At 45.6% G+C, this 18,678-nt stretch carries 13 protein-coding genes; 10 read left to right on the top strand and 3 right to left on the bottom strand.

Going from position 1 to position 18,678, the window contains the following annotated elements:
• The first annotated feature begins 1 nt into the window (after position 1).
• The 7 genes from KO533_RS09395 (at position 2) to purF (ending at position 9,764) form a co-directional block, all read left to right on the top strand.
• Complete coding sequence (locus KO533_RS09395; protein WP_131523510.1) at positions 2-1,018, top strand: aspartate-semialdehyde dehydrogenase; 1,017 nt, start codon at positions 2-4, stop codon at positions 1,016-1,018.
• A 177-nt stretch (positions 1,019-1,195) separates the two neighbouring features.
• Positions 1,196-4,618, top strand: a complete 3,423-nt coding sequence (locus tag KO533_RS09390; RefSeq protein ID WP_219253837.1) for a FimV/HubP family polar landmark protein — start codon at positions 1,196-1,198, stop codon at positions 4,616-4,618.
• Between the two features lie 102 nt (positions 4,619-4,720).
• The gene (gene truA, locus KO533_RS09385; RefSeq protein ID WP_219253834.1) at positions 4,721-5,506 is read left to right on the top strand and encodes a tRNA pseudouridine(38-40) synthase TruA; all 786 of its coding nucleotides are present in this window, start codon (positions 4,721-4,723) and stop codon (positions 5,504-5,506) included.
• 44 nt (positions 5,507-5,550) lie between these two features.
• A complete protein-coding gene (folC, locus tag KO533_RS09380) occupies positions 5,551-6,822 on the top strand; it encodes a bifunctional tetrahydrofolate synthase/dihydrofolate synthase (RefSeq protein ID WP_173244056.1) in 1,272 nt (423 codons plus the stop codon).
• Positions 6,815-7,588: an SPOR domain-containing protein gene (locus KO533_RS09375; RefSeq protein WP_028761031.1), complete on the top strand. Its 774-nt coding sequence runs from the start codon at positions 6,815-6,817 to the stop codon at positions 7,586-7,588. Before folC ends, KO533_RS09375 begins: the two co-directional genes overlap by 8 nt.
• 115 nt (positions 7,589-7,703) lie before the next feature.
• Positions 7,704-8,192, top strand: coding sequence for a CvpA family protein (locus tag KO533_RS09370; protein WP_028761030.1), 489 nt, complete (start codon positions 7,704-7,706; stop codon positions 8,190-8,192).
• Positions 8,193-8,249: 57 nt separating this feature from the next.
• The gene (purF, locus tag KO533_RS09365; RefSeq protein WP_028761029.1) at positions 8,250-9,764 is read left to right on the top strand and encodes an amidophosphoribosyltransferase; all 1,515 of its coding nucleotides are present in this window, start codon (positions 8,250-8,252) and stop codon (positions 9,762-9,764) included.
• 127 nt (positions 9,765-9,891) lie between these two features.
• On the opposite strand, the gene KO533_RS09360 is transcribed toward purF, so the two are convergent.
• Both KO533_RS09360 and KO533_RS09355 read right to left on the bottom strand, forming a co-directional pair.
• Entirely contained in the window at positions 9,892-11,370 is a 1,479-nt protein-coding gene (locus tag KO533_RS09360; protein WP_105252099.1) for an alanine/glycine:cation symporter family protein, read from the bottom strand.
• 267 nt (positions 11,371-11,637) lie between these two features.
• Positions 11,638-11,925, bottom strand: a complete 288-nt coding sequence (locus tag KO533_RS09355; RefSeq protein WP_219253832.1) for a hypothetical protein — start codon at positions 11,923-11,925, stop codon at positions 11,638-11,640.
• 166 nt (positions 11,926-12,091) lie between these two features.
• On the opposite strand from KO533_RS09355, the gene KO533_RS09350 reads away from it, so the two are divergent.
• Positions 12,092-14,191, top strand: coding sequence for a DNA topoisomerase III (locus KO533_RS09350; protein WP_219253830.1), 2,100 nt, complete (start codon positions 12,092-12,094; stop codon positions 14,189-14,191).
• Positions 14,192-14,400: 209 nt separating this feature from the next.
• Here the strand turns inward: KO533_RS09350 and KO533_RS09345 are convergent, their stop codons facing one another.
• Positions 14,401-15,690 (bottom strand): alpha/beta fold hydrolase, encoded by a 1,290-nt coding sequence (locus KO533_RS09345; protein WP_219253828.1) that lies wholly within the window; start codon positions 15,688-15,690, stop codon positions 14,401-14,403.
• Between the two features lie 255 nt (positions 15,691-15,945).
• On the opposite strand from KO533_RS09345, the gene KO533_RS09340 reads away from it, so the two are divergent.
• Positions 15,946-16,590, top strand: a complete 645-nt coding sequence (locus KO533_RS09340) for an MBL fold metallo-hydrolase (RefSeq protein ID WP_219253826.1) — start codon at positions 15,946-15,948, stop codon at positions 16,588-16,590.
• 145 nt (positions 16,591-16,735) lie between these two features.
• Complete coding sequence (locus KO533_RS09335) at positions 16,736-18,475, top strand: methyl-accepting chemotaxis protein (RefSeq protein WP_028761018.1); 1,740 nt, start codon at positions 16,736-16,738, stop codon at positions 18,473-18,475.
• Positions 18,476-18,678 lie beyond the last annotated feature (203 nt).

Below are 18,678 nucleotides of genomic sequence, written 5' to 3'. Positions count from 1 at the left end.
TATGTCACAGGAATTTAATGTTGTCGTTTTAGGTGCATCGGGCGCAGTGGGTCAAACTATGATAGAGATCCTCGAAGAGCGTAATTTCCCGGTTGCCAATTTGTACCCTTTAGCCAGTAGCCGCAGCGCCGGTGAAACGGTCAGCTTTCATGGCAAACAAATTACCATTCTCGACGTAGAAACCTTCGATTGGACCCAAGCTCAAATTGGTTTCTTCTCTGCAGGTGGTGATGTTTCCGCCAAATGGGCACCGATTGCCGCTGAAGCAGGTTGTGTTGTGATTGATAACACCTCTCACTTTAGATACGACATCGATATTCCTTTGGTTGTACCTGAAGTGAATCCGCATGCTATCGCTGATTTCCGCAATCGCAATATCATTGCTAACCCAAATTGCTCAACCATTCAAATGCTGGTGGCACTTAAGCCAATTTATGATGCCTATGGTATCAGCCGCATTAATGTGGCAACGTACCAGTCAGTATCGGGCACAGGTAAAAAAGCCATTGAAGAATTAGCGCATCAGTGCACTAAATTACTGCAAGGTTTACCTGCTGACGCTGAAGTTTATCCAAAACAAATTGCTTTTAACGTATTGCCACAAATCGATAAATTTATGGATAACGGCTATACCAAAGAAGAAATGAAAATGGTCTGGGAAACCCAGAAGATTTTCGGTGACGATGAGATTTTAGTGAATGCGACTGCCGTACGTGTGCCTGTGTTTTATGGTCACTCGGAAGCCATTAATATCGAAACTCGTCAGCCAGTTGATGCCGAAGACGTTAAAGCTTTACTGCGTAATGCCGAAGGAGTGGTATTGTTTGAATCCGATGATGATTATCCAACAGCAGTGACAGATGCCGCAGGAACCGATCCGGTTTATGTGGGTCGCATTCGTAAGGATATTTCTCATTCTCACGGGATTAATTTGTGGGTCGTGTCAGACAATATTCGTAAAGGCGCAGCCTTGAACAGTGTGCAAATTGCCGAGATCTTAGTGAGAGATTATTACTAAGCATTAGATTGCATTTGATGCCCATTGAAAAGCCTGCTGTCAGCAGGCTTTTTTTGTTTTACAATTGTGAACAGTAGCAGGGCGGGGATTTCTGGTTTATAGTAATCTCAATAAATACAATTGCCTAAAGCCTGTTATCAGTGAGATAACTTTATAGCGCTTCAAAGGGAAGGATTGATGAAATTTCGCACTTCGTATCTTGTGGGTCTAATGGCCACTGTTTTAGCTGTTTCTTCTACCGCTTATTTTATTGATCCCGCCGTTGCTGCAGATACACCAAGATTAAAACCCTTAAAAATCATGGGGCCAGACGGACAGATCCGTCAAGTTAACCATCAATATGGTCCAACAACATCGAAAGACACTTTTTGGAGCATAGCGCAAAAAGTCCGTCCTGATGCCAGTGTTAGCGTCTATCAGGTGATGGCCGCCTTATACGATGCTAACCCTCATGCGTTTAACTCTGCCAGTTATAACAGTTTAGAACGCGGTATGATCCTGCTCATTCCGTCTAAAGAAGTCATGCTGTCGATCCCCAATCGTATGGCGATAGCCAGAGCAGAGCAAAGTGATAGACAATCTCGGGCTCCGGCGAAAGCAACATCTAAACCGCCAGCTAAGGTGACGACAGCTAAAGCGCCAGTCACGGCTCCTGCGGTGATTGTTGAAACGAAAGTGACACCACCTAAAGCGGTTGCTGAAACACCTGTTCAAGAAAAGCCCAAGATGCTGAGTTCAGATGTGACGGCGCGGTTAGAAGCGGCAGAAAGCAAAAATCTGTCATTAACCGATGAATTAGCCCGCACGCAAGATCAACTGTCAGTTCGCACTTCAGATGTTGAAGCGCTAAAAGTTAAAGTTGAAGAATTAAATCAACGGATTGCTGTGCTGGAAGAAACACTTCAAGCCAGTAAACTACAAAACCAAGCCTTGAAAGCCGAAGTTGAAGCTGCGCAAGTGCCAGAGACGACAGCTGTTGAAGCTGAAGTAGAGGCAGAGGCACCGATTGAGCCCGATGACTTGTGGCGCAATATCCTTAATAGTCCTGTGTTATTGATTGCCGCGGCTGTGATCCCTGCCTTGTTCTTACTGCTTGCTGTGTTCTGGTTCCTGCGCCGTAAACGCAATAAAGAACGTCGTGAAATGCAGACACAAGAAGCGGTTATGGCCGCCGGTGCCGCTGGGATTGCGGGTACCGCCATCATGGACATGGATGATGACGATTTAGACGATATGGCGGTACATTTAGATTCTGACCATGCGGACTCCATCGATAGTCTTCTTGATATGGGCAGTGTCGATTTACAACCTGAGCAAGATTTGACTGACTCCCACGATCAGATGGATATGGCTTCTGAAATGTTTGTCGATCCGGGGATCTCTGCCGAACCTGAGGTTGAAGACGAAGGGCAATCTCTTGATGACCTGTGGGCAGAAGCTATGGGCGATCAGGAGGATGATATTCCTGAAGAGAAACCCAAATCTGGCAATATTCTTGAGGAAGCCGATCTTGATGCACTATTAGCGGGCCTAGGTTCTGACGACAGCACCGAAGCCGAAGAGAATTTAAGTGAATTAGAGCGTAACTTTGCGAGCGATTTAGCTCAAGAAGATGACAGTAATGATATTACTTCTAAGCTGAATGATGTTGAAGTCGCAGACACTACACCTGCCGATGAAGCCATCGCGGATGACGATGATCTTGATGCATTACTTGCCGAGTTTAGTGTTCCTGCTGAAGATACTGAGATTGCACAAGCGCCTGCACCAGACGTTGTTGCGTCTGATGATGAAGATCTCAGTGCTGCCATCGCGGCAGAACTCAGTGATGAGCTAGATGATGAACTTGGCGGAGAAGACATTGATGATATCGATGCCTTATTAGCTGATTTCGATAAACCAACGCCAGTCGCTGAACCTGAAGTCGAGCCTGATCTTGGCGCTGAAATTGCTGCTGAACTAGATGCGGAGCTTAATGAACTGGGTGTAGAAGACACCGGTGACATCGATGCCCTGTTAGCCGATTTCGATAAACCAGCAGAACCTGAAGTTGAACCTGATCTCGGCGCTGAAATTGCTGCAGAGCTAGACGCTGAGCTTGATGAGCTAGGTGTGGAAGATACCGATGATATTGATGCTCTGTTAGCCGATTTCGATAAACCAGCAGAACCTGAAGTTGAACCCGACCTCGGCGCTGAAATTGCCGCCGAGTTAGACGCTGAGCTTGATGAGCTGGGTGTGGAAGATACCGACGATATTGATGCTCTGTTAGCGGATTTTGATAAACCGACGCCAGCGGCTGAACCTGAAGTCGAGCCCGATATTCGTGCTGAAATTGCCGCTGAGTTAGACGATGAGCTTAATGAATTAGGCGTAGAAGAATCCGATGATATTGATTCACTACTGGCGAGTTTTGATGCTGAGCCTGAACTCAAAGTCGATGCAGAAGATGATGATATCAGTGCAGAAATCGCCGCAGAATTAGAAGCTTCGTTACCTGAAGACATAAAAGCTGAAGCGTCAGGTGATGATGATTTAGATGCACTCTTAGCTGAGTTTGATGTGCCGGAGCAATTGGATGCCGATGAAGATGAATTCGACTTCGATATGGAAACGGCGCAGCTCGATTCAGAAGACAATTCAGTTGACGAAGATAATTTACTTAAAGGCATAGGTGCGGCTCACTCTATCGACGGCACCGATGATACTTTTACATTAGCCGAGGAACTGAGTGACGATAACGACACTGATGTATTAGCGACGGCCGCAGTCACTTTGGCCGCTGCTGCAGCCGCGGCCAGTGTTAAAGAAAAAGAATCTTCTTTCTTTAATGATTTAAAAGCCAATAAGAGCAAAGATCCCCATGTGCTCGATTGGGACTCAGAGCTAGATTTTGCGCCTAAGGCTAAGCCTGCGGCAGCGCAAGCAGATGTAACGGCTAATGATGTTGAGCCTAACAAAGATGCCACAGCGCTCGATTATGCTTCTCAAGAGAAGCCCATTAAGGCTACGCGTAACGATATTGATTTTAGTGAAGATTTTAAACTTGATATCAAAGAAGACGCGGATGATTTTGACCTTGAGCAAGGGCTAGACTTAAGTGACGATAATGTGCTCGCCGCTTTTACAGCCAATACAGATTATGACGATGAAGATGTGTTGACGTCGGAAGACAGTTTCTCTCTGGTCGATGATCATAATCTTACCGTCGATGAAGCCTTGGCTGCACTCGATGCCCAGGAGTCGCGAAAAGCGCAGAAAAAGTTTGTTCCTGACCATGATTTAACCAGTTTTCAAAATGAAAACGGTTTTATCGACATCGACAAGTTGCTGAATGATGCCGATGAAGAGGGCGCAGATACCGATTTGTATTCGGAAGTTGACGTTGAGATGAGTGATGTCGGTGCCTTAATCGGTGATGCTGCGATGATCGATGTTGATGATGAAGAAAACTCAGTCAACGCTAAGCTGGATTTAGCGCGTGCTTATATCGAAATTGACGACAGCGACAGTGCGAAAGCCCTGCTCAAAGAAGTGCAAATTGACGGTAACGAGCGCCAGCAGGATGAAGCAGGACGTTTGCTCAAAGAGATTAGTTAATCTCGGTTGAGAGTGTTTCAATCTAACGGCGCCTTCAGCGCCGTTTTTTTTATGGGCTGCTGTGATAAAATGCGCCGCTAAATCAATTGTGAGGATAAGTGGATGCGGATTGCATTAGGTATTGAATATGACGGTAATGGTTATTTTGGCTGGCAACGTCAGGCCGAAGTCGATTCAGTACAAGGGCAATTAGAACGGGCGTTATCGATAGTGGCTAATGAGCCTATCGGCGTCTTCTGCGCTGGCCGTACCGATGCGGGCGTGCATGCCACAGGCCAAGTGGTTCATTTTGAAACCAATGCCATTCGTAATGAAGGTGCATGGACCTTAGGGGTGAATGCTAATTTGCCCGACAATATTGCCGTACGTTGGGTCAAAGAAGTCGACGAGAGCTTCCATGCGCGCTTTTCGGCGACCGCCAGACGCTACCGCTATGTGATTTATAATCACACTTTTCGCCCTGGGATTTTACGCCATGGTGTAAGCCATTATCACGGCAATATCGATGCTGACAAAATGCACCAAGCGGCACAGGCACTCTTGGGTGAGCAGGATTTTACTAGCTTTCGCGCTGTTCAGTGTCAGTCGAAAACACCGTTTCGTAATGTGCATTGCGTTAATGTCACGCGCCAAGGTATGTATGTGATTGTTGATATCGCCGCGAATGCTTTCTTGCATCACATGGTGCGCAATATTGTCGGTTCATTGTTAGAAATCGGTCTAGGTAATCAGCCACTGACTTGGATGGGCGATTTGCTCGCGTTAAAAGATAGAAACCAAGCCGCAGCAACGGCTAAACCCCATGGACTCTATTTAGTTGATGTGACTTATCCAGAACAATATCAATTACCTAAGCTCGCCCTTGGGCCATTATTCATGTTGGATTGAAAAGATCTTATTTGAGAGATAATCGAATACGAGGATATACGGACATGCTTACAGTACCAGCGTCAAATGCAGCATTGGAACAGTGGTTGGATTATTTGCTATCTATACATCCAACCGAAATCGATATGGGGTTAACCCGTGTCTCTAAGGTCGCGCAAACCCTTGGTCTTTTGGATTTAGGTCCAACCAAGATAGTGACAGTGGCGGGGACGAACGGCAAAGGTACCACCTGCGCCATGCTCGAAAATATTCTGCGCTTATCGGGTTTGACGGTGGGCGTATACAGTTCGCCACACATGCTGAAGTACAACGAGCGAGTGCGTATCAATGGTAGCGATGTCAGTGATAGCGATTTTGTTACGGCATTTGAGCAAATTGAAGCCGCGCGCGGCGATATTTCTCTGACATTTTTTGAATACGCTACGCTTGCAGGCTTGATACTCTTTAAAGCCGCTAAGCTTGACGTGGTTATCTTAGAAGTCGGTTTAGGTGGACGGTTAGATGCCACCAATATTATCGATGCCGACATTAGCGTACTGACGTCGGTCGATTTAGACCATGAAAGTTATCTCGGTAATACCCGTGAGCTTGTGGGCCGTGAAAAGGCGGGCATTTTCCGCCGTGGTAAACCTGCCATTGTCGGTGAACCCAACTTGCCACACACTGTCAATGATGTCGCCAATGAGGTTGGCGCCATCTTGTATCGCGTCGGTAACGAATTCAGTTATCAAGCCCATGGCAATCTGTGGGATTTTCAAGGTCAAGTGCTCAAACTGCACGATTTAGCGTTACCAACTTTGCCATTACCTAATGCGGCGACTGTATTGGCAGTGATTGAGCAGGGCTGGCCGGATATCACGCCTTCAATTATTGCTGAGGGTATTAGCACGGCTCGGTTAACGGGTCGATTAGAGCGGGTGAGTGAGCAGCCGTTAGTGTTACTCGATGTTGCCCATAATCCCCATGCAGCGCGGTTTTTGGTACAACAGTTAGCGCCAATCGTTGTGGGTAAGCGCGTGTTCGCCCTTTGCGGCATGCTGAAGGATAAAGATATTGCAGGTGTGTTGCCTGTGATCAATCCACTGATCGACACTTGGTATTTGGTCAGTCTGCACGGTGAGCGTGGCGCGAGTTCGGCCATGCTACGCAAAACATTAGCCACTGAGGCTGCTGCATTTGAGTTTGAGGACATATCTGAGGCTTGGTCTGCATTAAAAGCGCAAATTAACCCAGATGATGTGGTAATTGTGTTTGGCTCCTTTTACACTGTGGCAGGTTTTAAGTCTCAATTTATGCAGGAAGTCAGTTTTGTCTAGCCAGTTTCATAATCGTTTAGTAGGCACTGTGGTGCTGGTTGCGCTTGGGGTAATTTTTTTGCCGGATATTTTGGATGGCAAAAAAGATCGCCAAGAAGAGCAGTTTTCCGAAATTCCTTTGCGCCCGACCGTGATTGAGCAGCAAAAAGCCGACGATGATATGTTTGAAGTCTTGTCAGCCGAGGATGCTGCCGCGCTGAATGGGACTGAGGTCGCCTTAGCCGAAATGCCAGTTAATGCTGACAATGAAAAGTCTGCCGTTGCGCCAGTAATCGAAGTCGCAAAGCAAGATGTTAAGAAAGACGTTAAGCCTGATGTTAAAAAAGCAGAGCCTAAGCCTGAAACGAAACCTGAAGCTAAAAAAGAGCCGCCTAAAGCCACTGTAAAAACTGAGCCGGCTAAAAAAGCGGACGCTAAAGCGACTACTGTGGCTAAGGCTGAAAAGCCGAAAGCAGAAACGCCCAAAGCCAGTGCAGCCAAAGAGGATGCCGTTAAAGTGGTCAGCCGTGACAGCTTGAAAAGTGGCTTTACCTTGCAGCTTGGCAGTTTTAACAACGCAACGAATGTTAAAGCCTTGGTTGCACAGCTGCGTAAGAGTGGTTTTAAAGCGTACACTATTCCTGAAAACCCTAAAGATGGCGTATTAACTAAAGTGTTTGTCGGACCCGATGTGTCTGAGGCAAAGCTGAAGAAAGTACAAGTTGAGGTGGAAAACCTTACACGTCTCAAGGGCTGGATTGTTCCTTTTAATCCCTTAGAATCTTAATGTTGATACAACACACGAGACTGAAAATGATTTATTTACCTCACTAGGGGTGAGAATCGTTTCAGTCTCTGGTAGAATCGCGCCGTCTTAAAGCCCATGTCGGAAAGCCATCTCAATGGTTTGGATTGATTACGCTATCATATTCGTCATCGGATTATCGACTCTCATCAGTCTGATCCGTGGATTTGCCAAAGAAGCCATGTCCTTAGTGGTATGGTTTGCGGCTTTCTTTGTTGCCAGCCAATTTTACCAAGATCTTGCCGTTCACTTAACACAAATGAACGATGAGATGCTGCGTAATGGCGTTTCTATTGCCATCCTCTTTATTACCACTTTGGTACTCGGTGCCTTAGTTAACTATATTCTCGGACAACTTGTTGTCAAAACCGGATTATCTGGCACTGACAGGCTTTTGGGCTTGTGCTTCGGTGCTATTCGAGGCGCGCTTATTGTTAGCGCCTTGTTGTTTTTCATGGATGCTTTCACAGGATCTCCCAACTCCCAATGGTGGAAAGATTCTGTGCTAGTACCCGAATTTGGCGTTGTTATTCAATGGTTTTTTGACTATTTGGAAAATACCTCCAGCTTTGTACCCAAACTATAAGAAAGAAAATAAAATAATCCTAAGTGATAGAACATCTTACAATGAGGAAGCTTACCCATGTGTGGTATCGTCGGAATAGTTGGCCAATCATCGGTTAATCAGACCATTTATGATGCACTGACAGTGTTGCAGCACAGAGGTCAGGATGCGGCAGGTATTGTGACCATTGATCGTGGTGCTTTCAGACTACGTAAAGCCAATGGTTTGGTTAAAGACGTTTTTGAAGTCAAACATATGCAACGCCTACAAGGTAATGCTGGTATTGGCCATGTGCGTTATCCAACTGCGGGCAGTTCAAGCGCATCTGAAGCGCAGCCTTTCTATGTTAACTCGCCATTTGGGATCTCATTAGCCCATAACGGTAACTTAACCAACACAGTCGAATTAGCCGAAGGGCTGATCAAAAAACGTCGTCATGTGAACACCACTTCGGATTCTGAAGTGTTGCTCAATCTGTTGGCCGACGAACTGCAAAAAACCACGAGTTTGACTCTGACGTCGGAAGAAGTGTTCGATGCGGTCGCTAACGTACACCAACAAGCTCGTGGCGCCTACGCGGTTGTTGCCATGATTATTGGTCAAGGCTTAGTCGCGTTCCGTGACCCATTTGGTATTCGTCCTTTGGTATTAGGTAAGCACGAAACTGCCACTGGCACTGAATACATGGTGGCTTCTGAAAGTGTGGCACTCGATGCAGTTGGCTTTGAAGTGATGCGTGATGTAGCACCGGGTGAAGCGATTTATGTTTCAATTGACGGTCAGCTGTATACCCGTCAATGTGCAGCCGAGCCTAGCTATGCACCTTGTATCTTCGAATTCGTCTATTTTGCCCGTCCAGATTCGACGATCGACAAAGTGTCTGTATATGCAAGTCGCGTCAACATGGGCGCTAAGCTTGGCGAGAAGATTAAGAAGGAATGGTACGATCACGATATCGACGTGGTTATTCCTATTCCTGAAACCTCTTGCGATATCGCGCTGGAAATTGCCCGTTGCATGGACTTACCGTACCGCCAAGGTTTTGTGAAAAACCGTTATATTGGCCGTACCTTCATCATGCCTGGTCAACAGGAGCGCAAGAAGTCAGTGCGTCGTAAGTTGAATGCCATTAACACTGAGTTCAAAGGCAAAAATGTCCTGTTGGTGGACGACTCTATCGTTCGCGGTACGACCTCAGAGCAAATCATCGAAATGGCCCGTGAAGCAGGTGCTAAGAAAGTGTACTTTGCCTCTGCCGCACCGGAAATTCGTTTCCCGAACGTGTACGGTATTGATATGCCAACATCGAATGAGCTTATTGCACACGGTCGTGATGCCGATGAAATCGCCAAGTTAATTGGTGCTGATGGCATTATTTTCCAAGACTTGCCCGATTTAATTGAAGCGGTAAGAATGGAGAATCCTGCGATTAAACGTTTCGAAACGTCCGTATTTGATGGTCACTACATCACGAACGACGTTGACCAAGCGTATTTAGATCACTTGACGCAACTGCGTAATGACGATGCCAAAGCCGATCGAAATAAAGATATCGGCACTAACTTAGAGCTGCATAACGTCTGTCACCCATAAGGATTGTGGGTCATTCAGTATCGTAAAGTTTGTGTCCTTTTTGTTCTAAACGATACAAAAAAAGCCAGTGAGAAATCACTGGCTTTTTAATGGCTTATATTTGCTTAACGGATCATCGTGGTAACGTCTACGTATTTATGCGTTGCGCTGTTTCAGTCATTACATTTTCTTCAGCGTGTTTGCGTTCAACCCAGTAATCCGCATTTTTAATCCCCAGTTTTACCGGGTCGAAAAGTGGCTCTATGCCGAGTGCTTGCTGTGATTCATAATCTTTAAGGCAAGTGAATGCGGTTTTCCTTAATAGAATAATAGCAATAATATTGAGCCATGCCATGAGTCCGACACCAATGTCACCCATTCCCCAAGCCATATCAGCCGTTTTAACTGTGCCGTATACGGTTGAGCCAATGATCACGACTTTGAGAACGACCATGAACCAAGGATGATTTACTTTACGGTTAATATAGGCAATGTTGGTCTCGGCAATGTAGTAATAAGCCACTATGGTCGTAAAGGCGAAGAAGAACAGTGCGATAGCCACAAAGATATTGCCAAATCCTGGCATCATACTTTCCATTGCCGTTTGTACGTAGCCTGGTCCTGCAGCGACTCCGGCAATGCCGGTATAGAGCGCCGCACCGTCTGGGCCCTGAACATTATACAGTCCTGTAATGAGCAGCATGAAACCTGTTGCAGAGCAAACGAATAAGGTGTCGATATACACAGAAAAAGCTTGAACTAACCCTTGTTTGGCTGGATGGCTTACCGCCGCAGCAGATGAGGCATGTGGCGCTGTACCTTGACCCGCTTCGTTGGAGTAAATACCCCGCTTTACCCCCCACATGATGGCTAAGCCTAAAATGGCACCAAAACCCGCATCAAAGCCAAAGGCACTTTTGATAATTAACCATAAAATACCCGGTAGCTGGCCAATATTTAGCGCTATGATGACACAAGCCACTATGATGTAACCCAGTGCCATAAAGGGGACGACGGCACTGGCAAAGTGAGCGATACGTTTTACACCGCCAAAAATAATAAAACCAAGAAGCATAGCCAGTATGGCTGCAGTCACATTAGGATCTATGTTGAAAGCAGTTTTTAAACTTGAACCAATCGAGTTAGCTTGTACGCCCGGCAGCAGGATCCCGCAAGCAAATATGGTCGCAATTGCAAATACCCATGCATACCATTTCATGCCTAAGCCTTTTTCAATATAAAAAGCAGGTCCACCGCGATACTCACCATTGATTTTTTCTTTATAGACTTGACCTAAGGTAGATTCAACGAAGGCGGAGCTGGCACCGAGAAAGGCAACCATCCACATCCAAAATAAAGCGCCAGGACCACCAAAGGTGATTGCTGTGGCGACCCCTGCAATGTTACCTGTACCGACTCGACCCGCTAATGTCATCGCGAGTGCTTGAAAAGACGACACTCCCGCATCAGTACTCTTGCCATCAAACATCAGGCGGATCATTTCTGGCAGATGGCGCAGCTGTAAAAATCGAGTGCGAAGGGAGAAATAGAGCCCGACACCTAGGCAAAGAAAAATAAGTGCAGGGCTCCAAATTACACTATTGATCGCGTTGACAATCTCATTCATAGACTCCGATTCCTTTATTGTGTTGTTTTAGCAGAGTTTTTAGGTTTACGGTTATTCAACAGATGTTGAGTTAGGACATTCACTTTTGATTAAGACATTTTTTGTAAATATCCAAGATACTCAACATAACTATTTTTTAGGGAGCTTCATAGTTAAAGTGTTAAATATTTGAAACCAATGTGTTTTGAAATTGAGTTTTAGCATGGATAAATAGAGCGGAGGGGCGAGTTAACTCGAAATACGGTAGTGATTTATTATGAATGTCAGTTATCCCATTACCCAAAGTAGCATCCACACGCCGAATAAGCTGCTTAAGCTATGGCGCGTGATTTGATGGCTGAGTAATAGAGATAAACTCACAGCAATAGGAATGACGAGAATGAATCCCCATGCTAACGGCATATCGATGATTTTCATTTGTCCCAGCCAAGTACTAGTGAGCATGCTTATTGCGAGTAACATTAAGCTATGGAATATCAATAACTGATTGAATTTTAATATTAATGCTGGAGTTATTGTCATAGCCTGTCGCGCATTTATTGCAAACTGTCTCATAGTCACTCCTTAGTAATTTAGTGTATTTTACGCCTTGTTGAGAATCATTCGCAATTGAATTTACACTTAAGCTTTTACATTTAAGCTCGGTTTACTACAGAAATTTGCACTCAACTGGCGTTTGGGCTAAATTATACTGTAATTATATCCAGTGTTTGGTGTTTGTATGATCCTTTATATCGCAGAGAAACCTAGCCTAGGGCGGGCCATTGCCGATGTATTGCCTAAACCCCATAAAAAAGGTGATGGATTTATCGAAGCCGCCAATGGCGATTGTGTGTCTTGGTGTGTTGGTCACTTGCTCGAGCAAGCAGAACCTGATGCCTATAATCCCGAATTTAAGTCTTGGAAATTCGAGCATTTGCCAATAGTGCCAGACAAGTGGCAACTAAAACCTAAGGCCGCAACCCGCAGCCAACTCACAGTGCTTAAACGATTAGTCAAACAAGCTAACACCTTGGTTAATGCGGGCGATCCCGACCGTGAAGGGCAGTTACTCGTAGATGAAGTGATTGCCTATCTTGGCGTGACGGGGGACAAGCTACATCAAACCCAGCGTTTACTGATCAGTGACTTAAACCCACAAGCTGTAAAACGGGCTCTAACGCAGCTACGCAGCAATCGCGAGTTTATTCCTTTATCCACATCGGCCTTAGCCCGCAGTCGAGCCGATTGGCTCTATGGCATGAATATGACGCGTGCGTACACCATCCAAGGTAAAAAGGTCGGTTATCAAGGCGTGTTATCCGTCGGCCGAGTACAAACGCCATTGCTTGGGCTAGTGGTGCGCCGTGATGAAGAGATTGCTCACTTTCAATCTAAACCTTTTTATGAAGTACTAGCGCATTTGGCGACCGAGAAGCAAGAAACCTTCAGCGCCAAGTGGCAACCTAGCGAAGCTTGTCAGCCTTATATGGATGAAGAAGGACGAGTGTTAGTGAGAGGGTTAGCGCAAAATGTGGTGAGTCGCATCAGTGATAAACCCGCTTTAGTCACTCAATTAGTGGCTGAGGACAAGAAACAGAATCCACCATTGCCCTACAGCTTATCCGCGTTACAGATTGATGCGGCCAAACGGTTTGGTATGAGTGCTAAGGATGTGCTCGATACCTGCCAAAGTTTGTATGAACGTCATAAACTCATTACTTACCCACGCTCCGACAGTCGTTATTTACCCGTTGAGCAACATAACCTTGCGCCTTCGGTACTTAAGGCGATAAGTGCTGGTGCTGCTGAGTTATTGCAAGGTGCTGATGCACCCGATCCCCGTCTTAAATCTAAAGCATGGGATGATAAAAAAGTGGACGCCCATCACGCAATCGTCCCCACAGAGAAGACGGCTAACTTATCTAGCTTGAGTCAGCGTGAGAGGCAGTTATATCTTCATGTTGCTCGCCAGTACTTAGCACAGTTTTATCCGGCTTATTGTTACAGTGAAACCACAGTGCAAGTGACAATCGAGGGTGGCTTATTTAATACCAAGGCGCGTCAGGATAAATCCCTCGGCTGGAAGCAACTCTTTGCCCGCCAAGAGCCAAATGGCAGTAAGGCTAGTGGCAACAAGTCGACGGAAGAAAGCACAGGTAAGGACGATGAGGAGAATGACGAGTTTATCGGCCAATTACCGCCTTTGAAATTGGGACAGGCTTTGCATTGTACTCGAGGCGAATTGTTGGATAAAAATACTCAACCACCAAAGGCCTTTAACGATGCCACTTTACTCGGTGCTATGACGGGTATTAGCCGTTATGTGACCGATCCTGAGATCCGTAAAATTCTTAAAGAAACCGACGGATTAGGTACAGAGGCCACCCGTGCAGGTATTATCGAATTGCTGTTCAAACGCGGTTTTTTACAACGCTTAGGTAAATCTATTGTCTCGACAGACGTGGGGAAAGGATTGATTAACAGCTTGCCCGCGAGTGCGACTACGCCGGATATGACAGCGCTTTGGGAAGCGAGTCTGAATGGCATTTGCCATAAAGAAACCTCTTATCAAGCCTTTATGCAGCCACTGCTCGGCACCTTATCCACGCTTATCCAGAATGCAGGCGCCCAACTGCCAACCGCGCTTAATGGTTTACAAGGCCAAGGTTATCGTAAAACGGCAAGTAATAAATCTGGTTATCGTAAGTTGCCTTACCGCAAAGCCTCGAGCTCGGCAAAACGGGCAGGCACTGCAAGTACAGCTAAAAGCAGTGTGAATAAGTCAGTGGCTAGTGCTGGCGCAAGGAGTCGAACACGCAAAATGGCTACAGAGGTTTAATAGTCACGAGTGCGTTGTGATTCTGTTGTAGGGGATATTCGACCTTAAGCTATAACGCTTTCATAGCACTGAATTTGGGCAAAAAAAGAGTAAACCAAAACGGTTTACTCATACGGAAATAGGTCGTTAAAGCTTGCCAAAATCACTCAATTGATGAGGAGCAGGCATATAATCTCAGCATTAACTTAATTAGCCCTTAAAGCTCATATTTATCTTAGGGTGTCGCCTCGGTTTAAGCTGATGAGCTTATCCAGTATGCGTTCTCCATCCATGCGGATGCCGTTGTGCTCATATTCTGATGTTAACCAATACTTTAGCCTGCCAACTTGTTTTGTGGTTTCTAAACTGTATTGCATCTCTACAAACATATCTTCACTGTAAATGGCTGCTGCAACAGGAACTCGGTTTTGTGCCAGTTGCTCTAGATTGTAAAGTGCTGGCCAATCTGATTTATGGGCAAGGATTTCTGCCGCGGCTTTAAGCGGCACTAAGTGACTAAATTGGTCAAACATCCATGGGTATATCATCTCACCTGTGAATAAAAACGGTTTACCTTGTTGATAGTTAAAGGCGGGGAATTGCTGTCTAACCCTGTGTGCCGACCATTGTGAAGCCGAGTGTTGACAGTAGATGGCTTCATGCAACAGGGCAAAAATCGGGTTAGTGTTGTAATCGAGCATTTGACCGAAATGATTTAAAAATAACGGGTTAACGACTGTCCCTGAAGCCGTGTTGATCAAGGCTTGCTCAAGCAAATAATAAACCGATTCAGGTCCTTGCTCCATTCCGATATTAATACCCAGCAACTGCAGCATTTCAACCGTGAGGCGTTCACCCGTTGCTAAATACACTTCATTTTCAAGTAAATGTTTTGCTAAGCGAGTGACGAGATGTTGAGCATCGTGGAAGCGTTGGAAAAATTGTTTATTCTTCGCCAGTACGCGTTGATAAGTCGCAAGATAGACGTCGTCGCTGCTACGGGTTAATGATGGTATGCCACCCGTGATATAGGCTTCACTGACGCCTTGAGGGGCGGCGCTTAAATAATGTAACACGCAAAATCCCCCGAAACTTTGGCCGAGAATCGCCCACTTATCGGCGGGACAAAGCTGGGCACGAATCGTTTCGGCATCACGAATGATATTGTCAGCCCTGAAATGGCTCAGATAATCCGCTTGAGCTGCGGGATCTAAGTGTTGCAGGCTTTGGTAATTAATCGGTGTTGATAAGCCTGTGCCACGTTGATCGAGTAATAACACTCGATATTCTTTTAATGCGCGGCGGATCCAGCCGCTGTTGCTGGCGGGACGCATGGCCGCAAATCCAGGGCCGCCTTGAAAAAATACGATATAAGGTAGTTTTTTATCTTTGTTTTCTGGGCTACAGAGTTCTCTGGCAAACACTTGGATTTGCTCTGCAATTGGATTTTGATAGTTGAGGGGCAAGGTAAAAGTGTGTTTCTTCGCCAGCACTCCGGCGAGAATAATATCGGGTTTCATCAAACAACCTTAATGGCAGAGGATCATGTTATTGTGATTGGCAGATTGTATACCCAAATAAGCTGAAGATGCAGCAACCTAGGCTACCTGAAACGCGTATCTTCAGCTAACTTGGGTATAGACAAAATAGTTTATGTCGTAAGCTAGGATTATTTGATTAGCTTTTGGTGAAGATCAATTTTTTGGATACAAATTTGAGCCATGATGAGTTTCTTAGCGTAATCTATCGCTTATGGATAACACGAGATTGAAGCTATGAAGTATCAGATTATTCCAGTGACACCTTTTCAGCAAAATTGCAGCTTGATCTGGTGTGAAAAAACCAAGCGTGCTGCAGTTGTGGATCCCGGCGGGAATATTGACAGGATCCAAAACGAAGTAGCGAAACTTGGACTCGTCCTTGAAAAAATCCTCCTTACCCATGGGCATATCGATCATGTCGGTGGTGCACAAGCCTTAGCGAAAGCCGCCAATGTGCCGATTATTGGCCCGCATATTGCCGATAAATTCTGGATTGATAACTTACCTAAGCAAAGCCAAAATTTTGGTTTTCCCCATTGCGATGCCTTTGAACCGGATCAATATCTGCAGGATGGCGATATTGTTAAAGTGGGCGAGCAAAGTTTATCTGTGCTGCATTGCCCTGGGCATACGCCGGGACACATTGCACTTTTCTCCGCCCAATCTAAGTTGGCGTGGGTGGGGGATATTTTGTTTCGAAGTTCTATCGGCCGCACTGATTTCCCCCAATCAAATCATCAGGATTTAATTCACTCGATCACCGAAAAACTGTGGCCCTTAGGCGCCGAGGTTGAATTCATTCCTGGGCATGGTCCTATGTCGACTTTTGGCGAAGAGCGCGAGCATAACCCCTTTGTCGCGGACCAACTTTTACTGTAATTGAGACGCCATTCAGCATTGCTTGATTTGTGAGCGATAATCACTCGCAAATCAAATGATTATTTCAACTAATAAACCAACCTTTTTTATGTTTTCTGTTTTTCCTTCTAGACTTAAAGCAGTTCTTCCGTCTACTGGGGTAAGTATGAAAACAAAAACAATGATGAGCGTGGTCTTTTCGACCATAGTCGCGAGTGCCGTGATTTCTGCGGTATTGAGCTTCAATGTTAAGTCTAAAATCGATCTCTTTAATGATGCGGCTAGCGTCCGATATCAGTCCTATCAAGTCGCCGATGAGTTAAGACAAAGTTCCGATGACCTAACGCGTCTCGCTCGAACTTACGCTGTTACGGGTGATGAAAAATACGAAAAAATGTATATGGATATTTTGGCTATCCGTAATGGTGAGAAGTCTAGACCTGAAAAATATCACCAGATTTACTGGGATTTGGTGCTGAGCTATGGCGATAAGCCAAAACCCGACGGTGCTAGCATTGCGATAAACACGCAAATGAAGTCCCTCGGTTTTTCTGATGAAGAATTCCGTTACCTTGAACAAGCTCAGCAAAACTCAGATGCGTTAGTCGCCCTCGAAGTGAAAGCCATGAATGCTGTCAAAGGTATTTTTATGGACCCCAACACCCAAACTTACACGATCAAAGGTGAGCCTAACTTAACTATGGCGAGGGAGTTATTACATAGCGACCAATACCACAGAGAAAAAGCTAAGATCATGCAGCCGATTGATGAGTTTTTTACAGCATTGGATAAACGTACCGATGGTGATGTGAATAACCGACTCGACTCCCTGCATGCAGCATTAAACTGGTCCCAACTGGTGTTATTTATCGTGATTTTAGCCGCCGTTGGCGGATTTATTATCGTTAAAAGCAGGATTGTGACTCCCTTAGTGCAGACCTGTGTTGAATTGCTCGATATTCAGCGCTCTAAAAATCTTGCGCGGCGGATCTCTGTTACGACTCAGGGGGAAATTGGCGAAATCGTTAATCAAATCAACTTGTTTATATCCTCCCTTGCTAGTTCATTATCGACGACGGATGGCATTGCAAAAGAGGTGGCTGATTTAGCTAAGCAAACTAAAGCATCAATTCAAATTTCGCGTGAAAGCTCAAATCGAGTGGCGAGAGAACTGGACGCCAGCGCCAGTGCGATGGAAGAAATGACCACGACCTTAGTGCATGTGAGTGAGAGCACCTCGAATGCTGAAAGCCGCGCCGCCGAAAATGAAACGCATGTCACTGTAGGTAAACAGACAGTATCGGAAGCGTTGAAAGCTATGTCGGTATTAGAAACTGAGTTTAGGAATACTCAAGACTCTATGTCACATCTAGTGAACGAAAGTACCCAAGTCAGCAATGTGTTGAGTGTGATTAAGGCGATTGCTGAGCAGACGAATTTGCTGGCACTGAATGCCGCGATTGAAGCCGCACGGGCCGGTGAGCAAGGACGAGGCTTCGCTGTGGTAGCTGATGAGGTTCGATCATTAGCCCAGCGCACTCAAGATTCCACCAAGGAAATCGATGATATTGTCGCGAGCCTTCAAAGCCGTACGAATCAAGTGGGTACATCAGTGACTCAAGCGGCGACGCTAATGCAAAAGGCGGGGGTAGAACTGCAACGTATCGTGGCAGTATTTGAGGATATTCGCCATAGTACGGAAGCGATTCATGGGATCAATACTCAGGTTGCCGCTTCAACCGAAGAACAATCCTTGGTTTCTAAAGAAATCGCTTCGAGCATGATGGTGATCCGCGATAATTCCCGTGAAGTATCACAGATTATCGAACAGATTGAATCGACATCCATTAGTCTAGACAACCAATCCCAGATACTGCGCACTAAGGCGGGCGAATACCAGTTTTAGATAAATGTGATTGATTTGCGAACAAACGCCACTCAGACATGGACGTCAATTCTTCCTCTTTAGCTTCCCCTGAACATATTTTATGCTTCAACACTTTTTGAAATCTATTACTCCTTTCAATACGCACACGCCTTTGCTAACTTGGTTGTCCATATGTTTAATGCGAGCGTTTGACGAAGCGGTTTTATGTGCTGATAAAACTT

Origin of the sequence: Shewanella sp. NKUCC05_KAH (genome assembly GCF_019345585.1) — a bacterium.
Classification (GTDB): Bacteria; Pseudomonadota; Gammaproteobacteria; order Enterobacterales; family Shewanellaceae; genus Shewanella; species Shewanella oncorhynchi.
The sequence above is the reverse complement of the archived record's forward strand: the minus strand, read 5'-3'. Positions and strand labels throughout refer to the sequence as shown.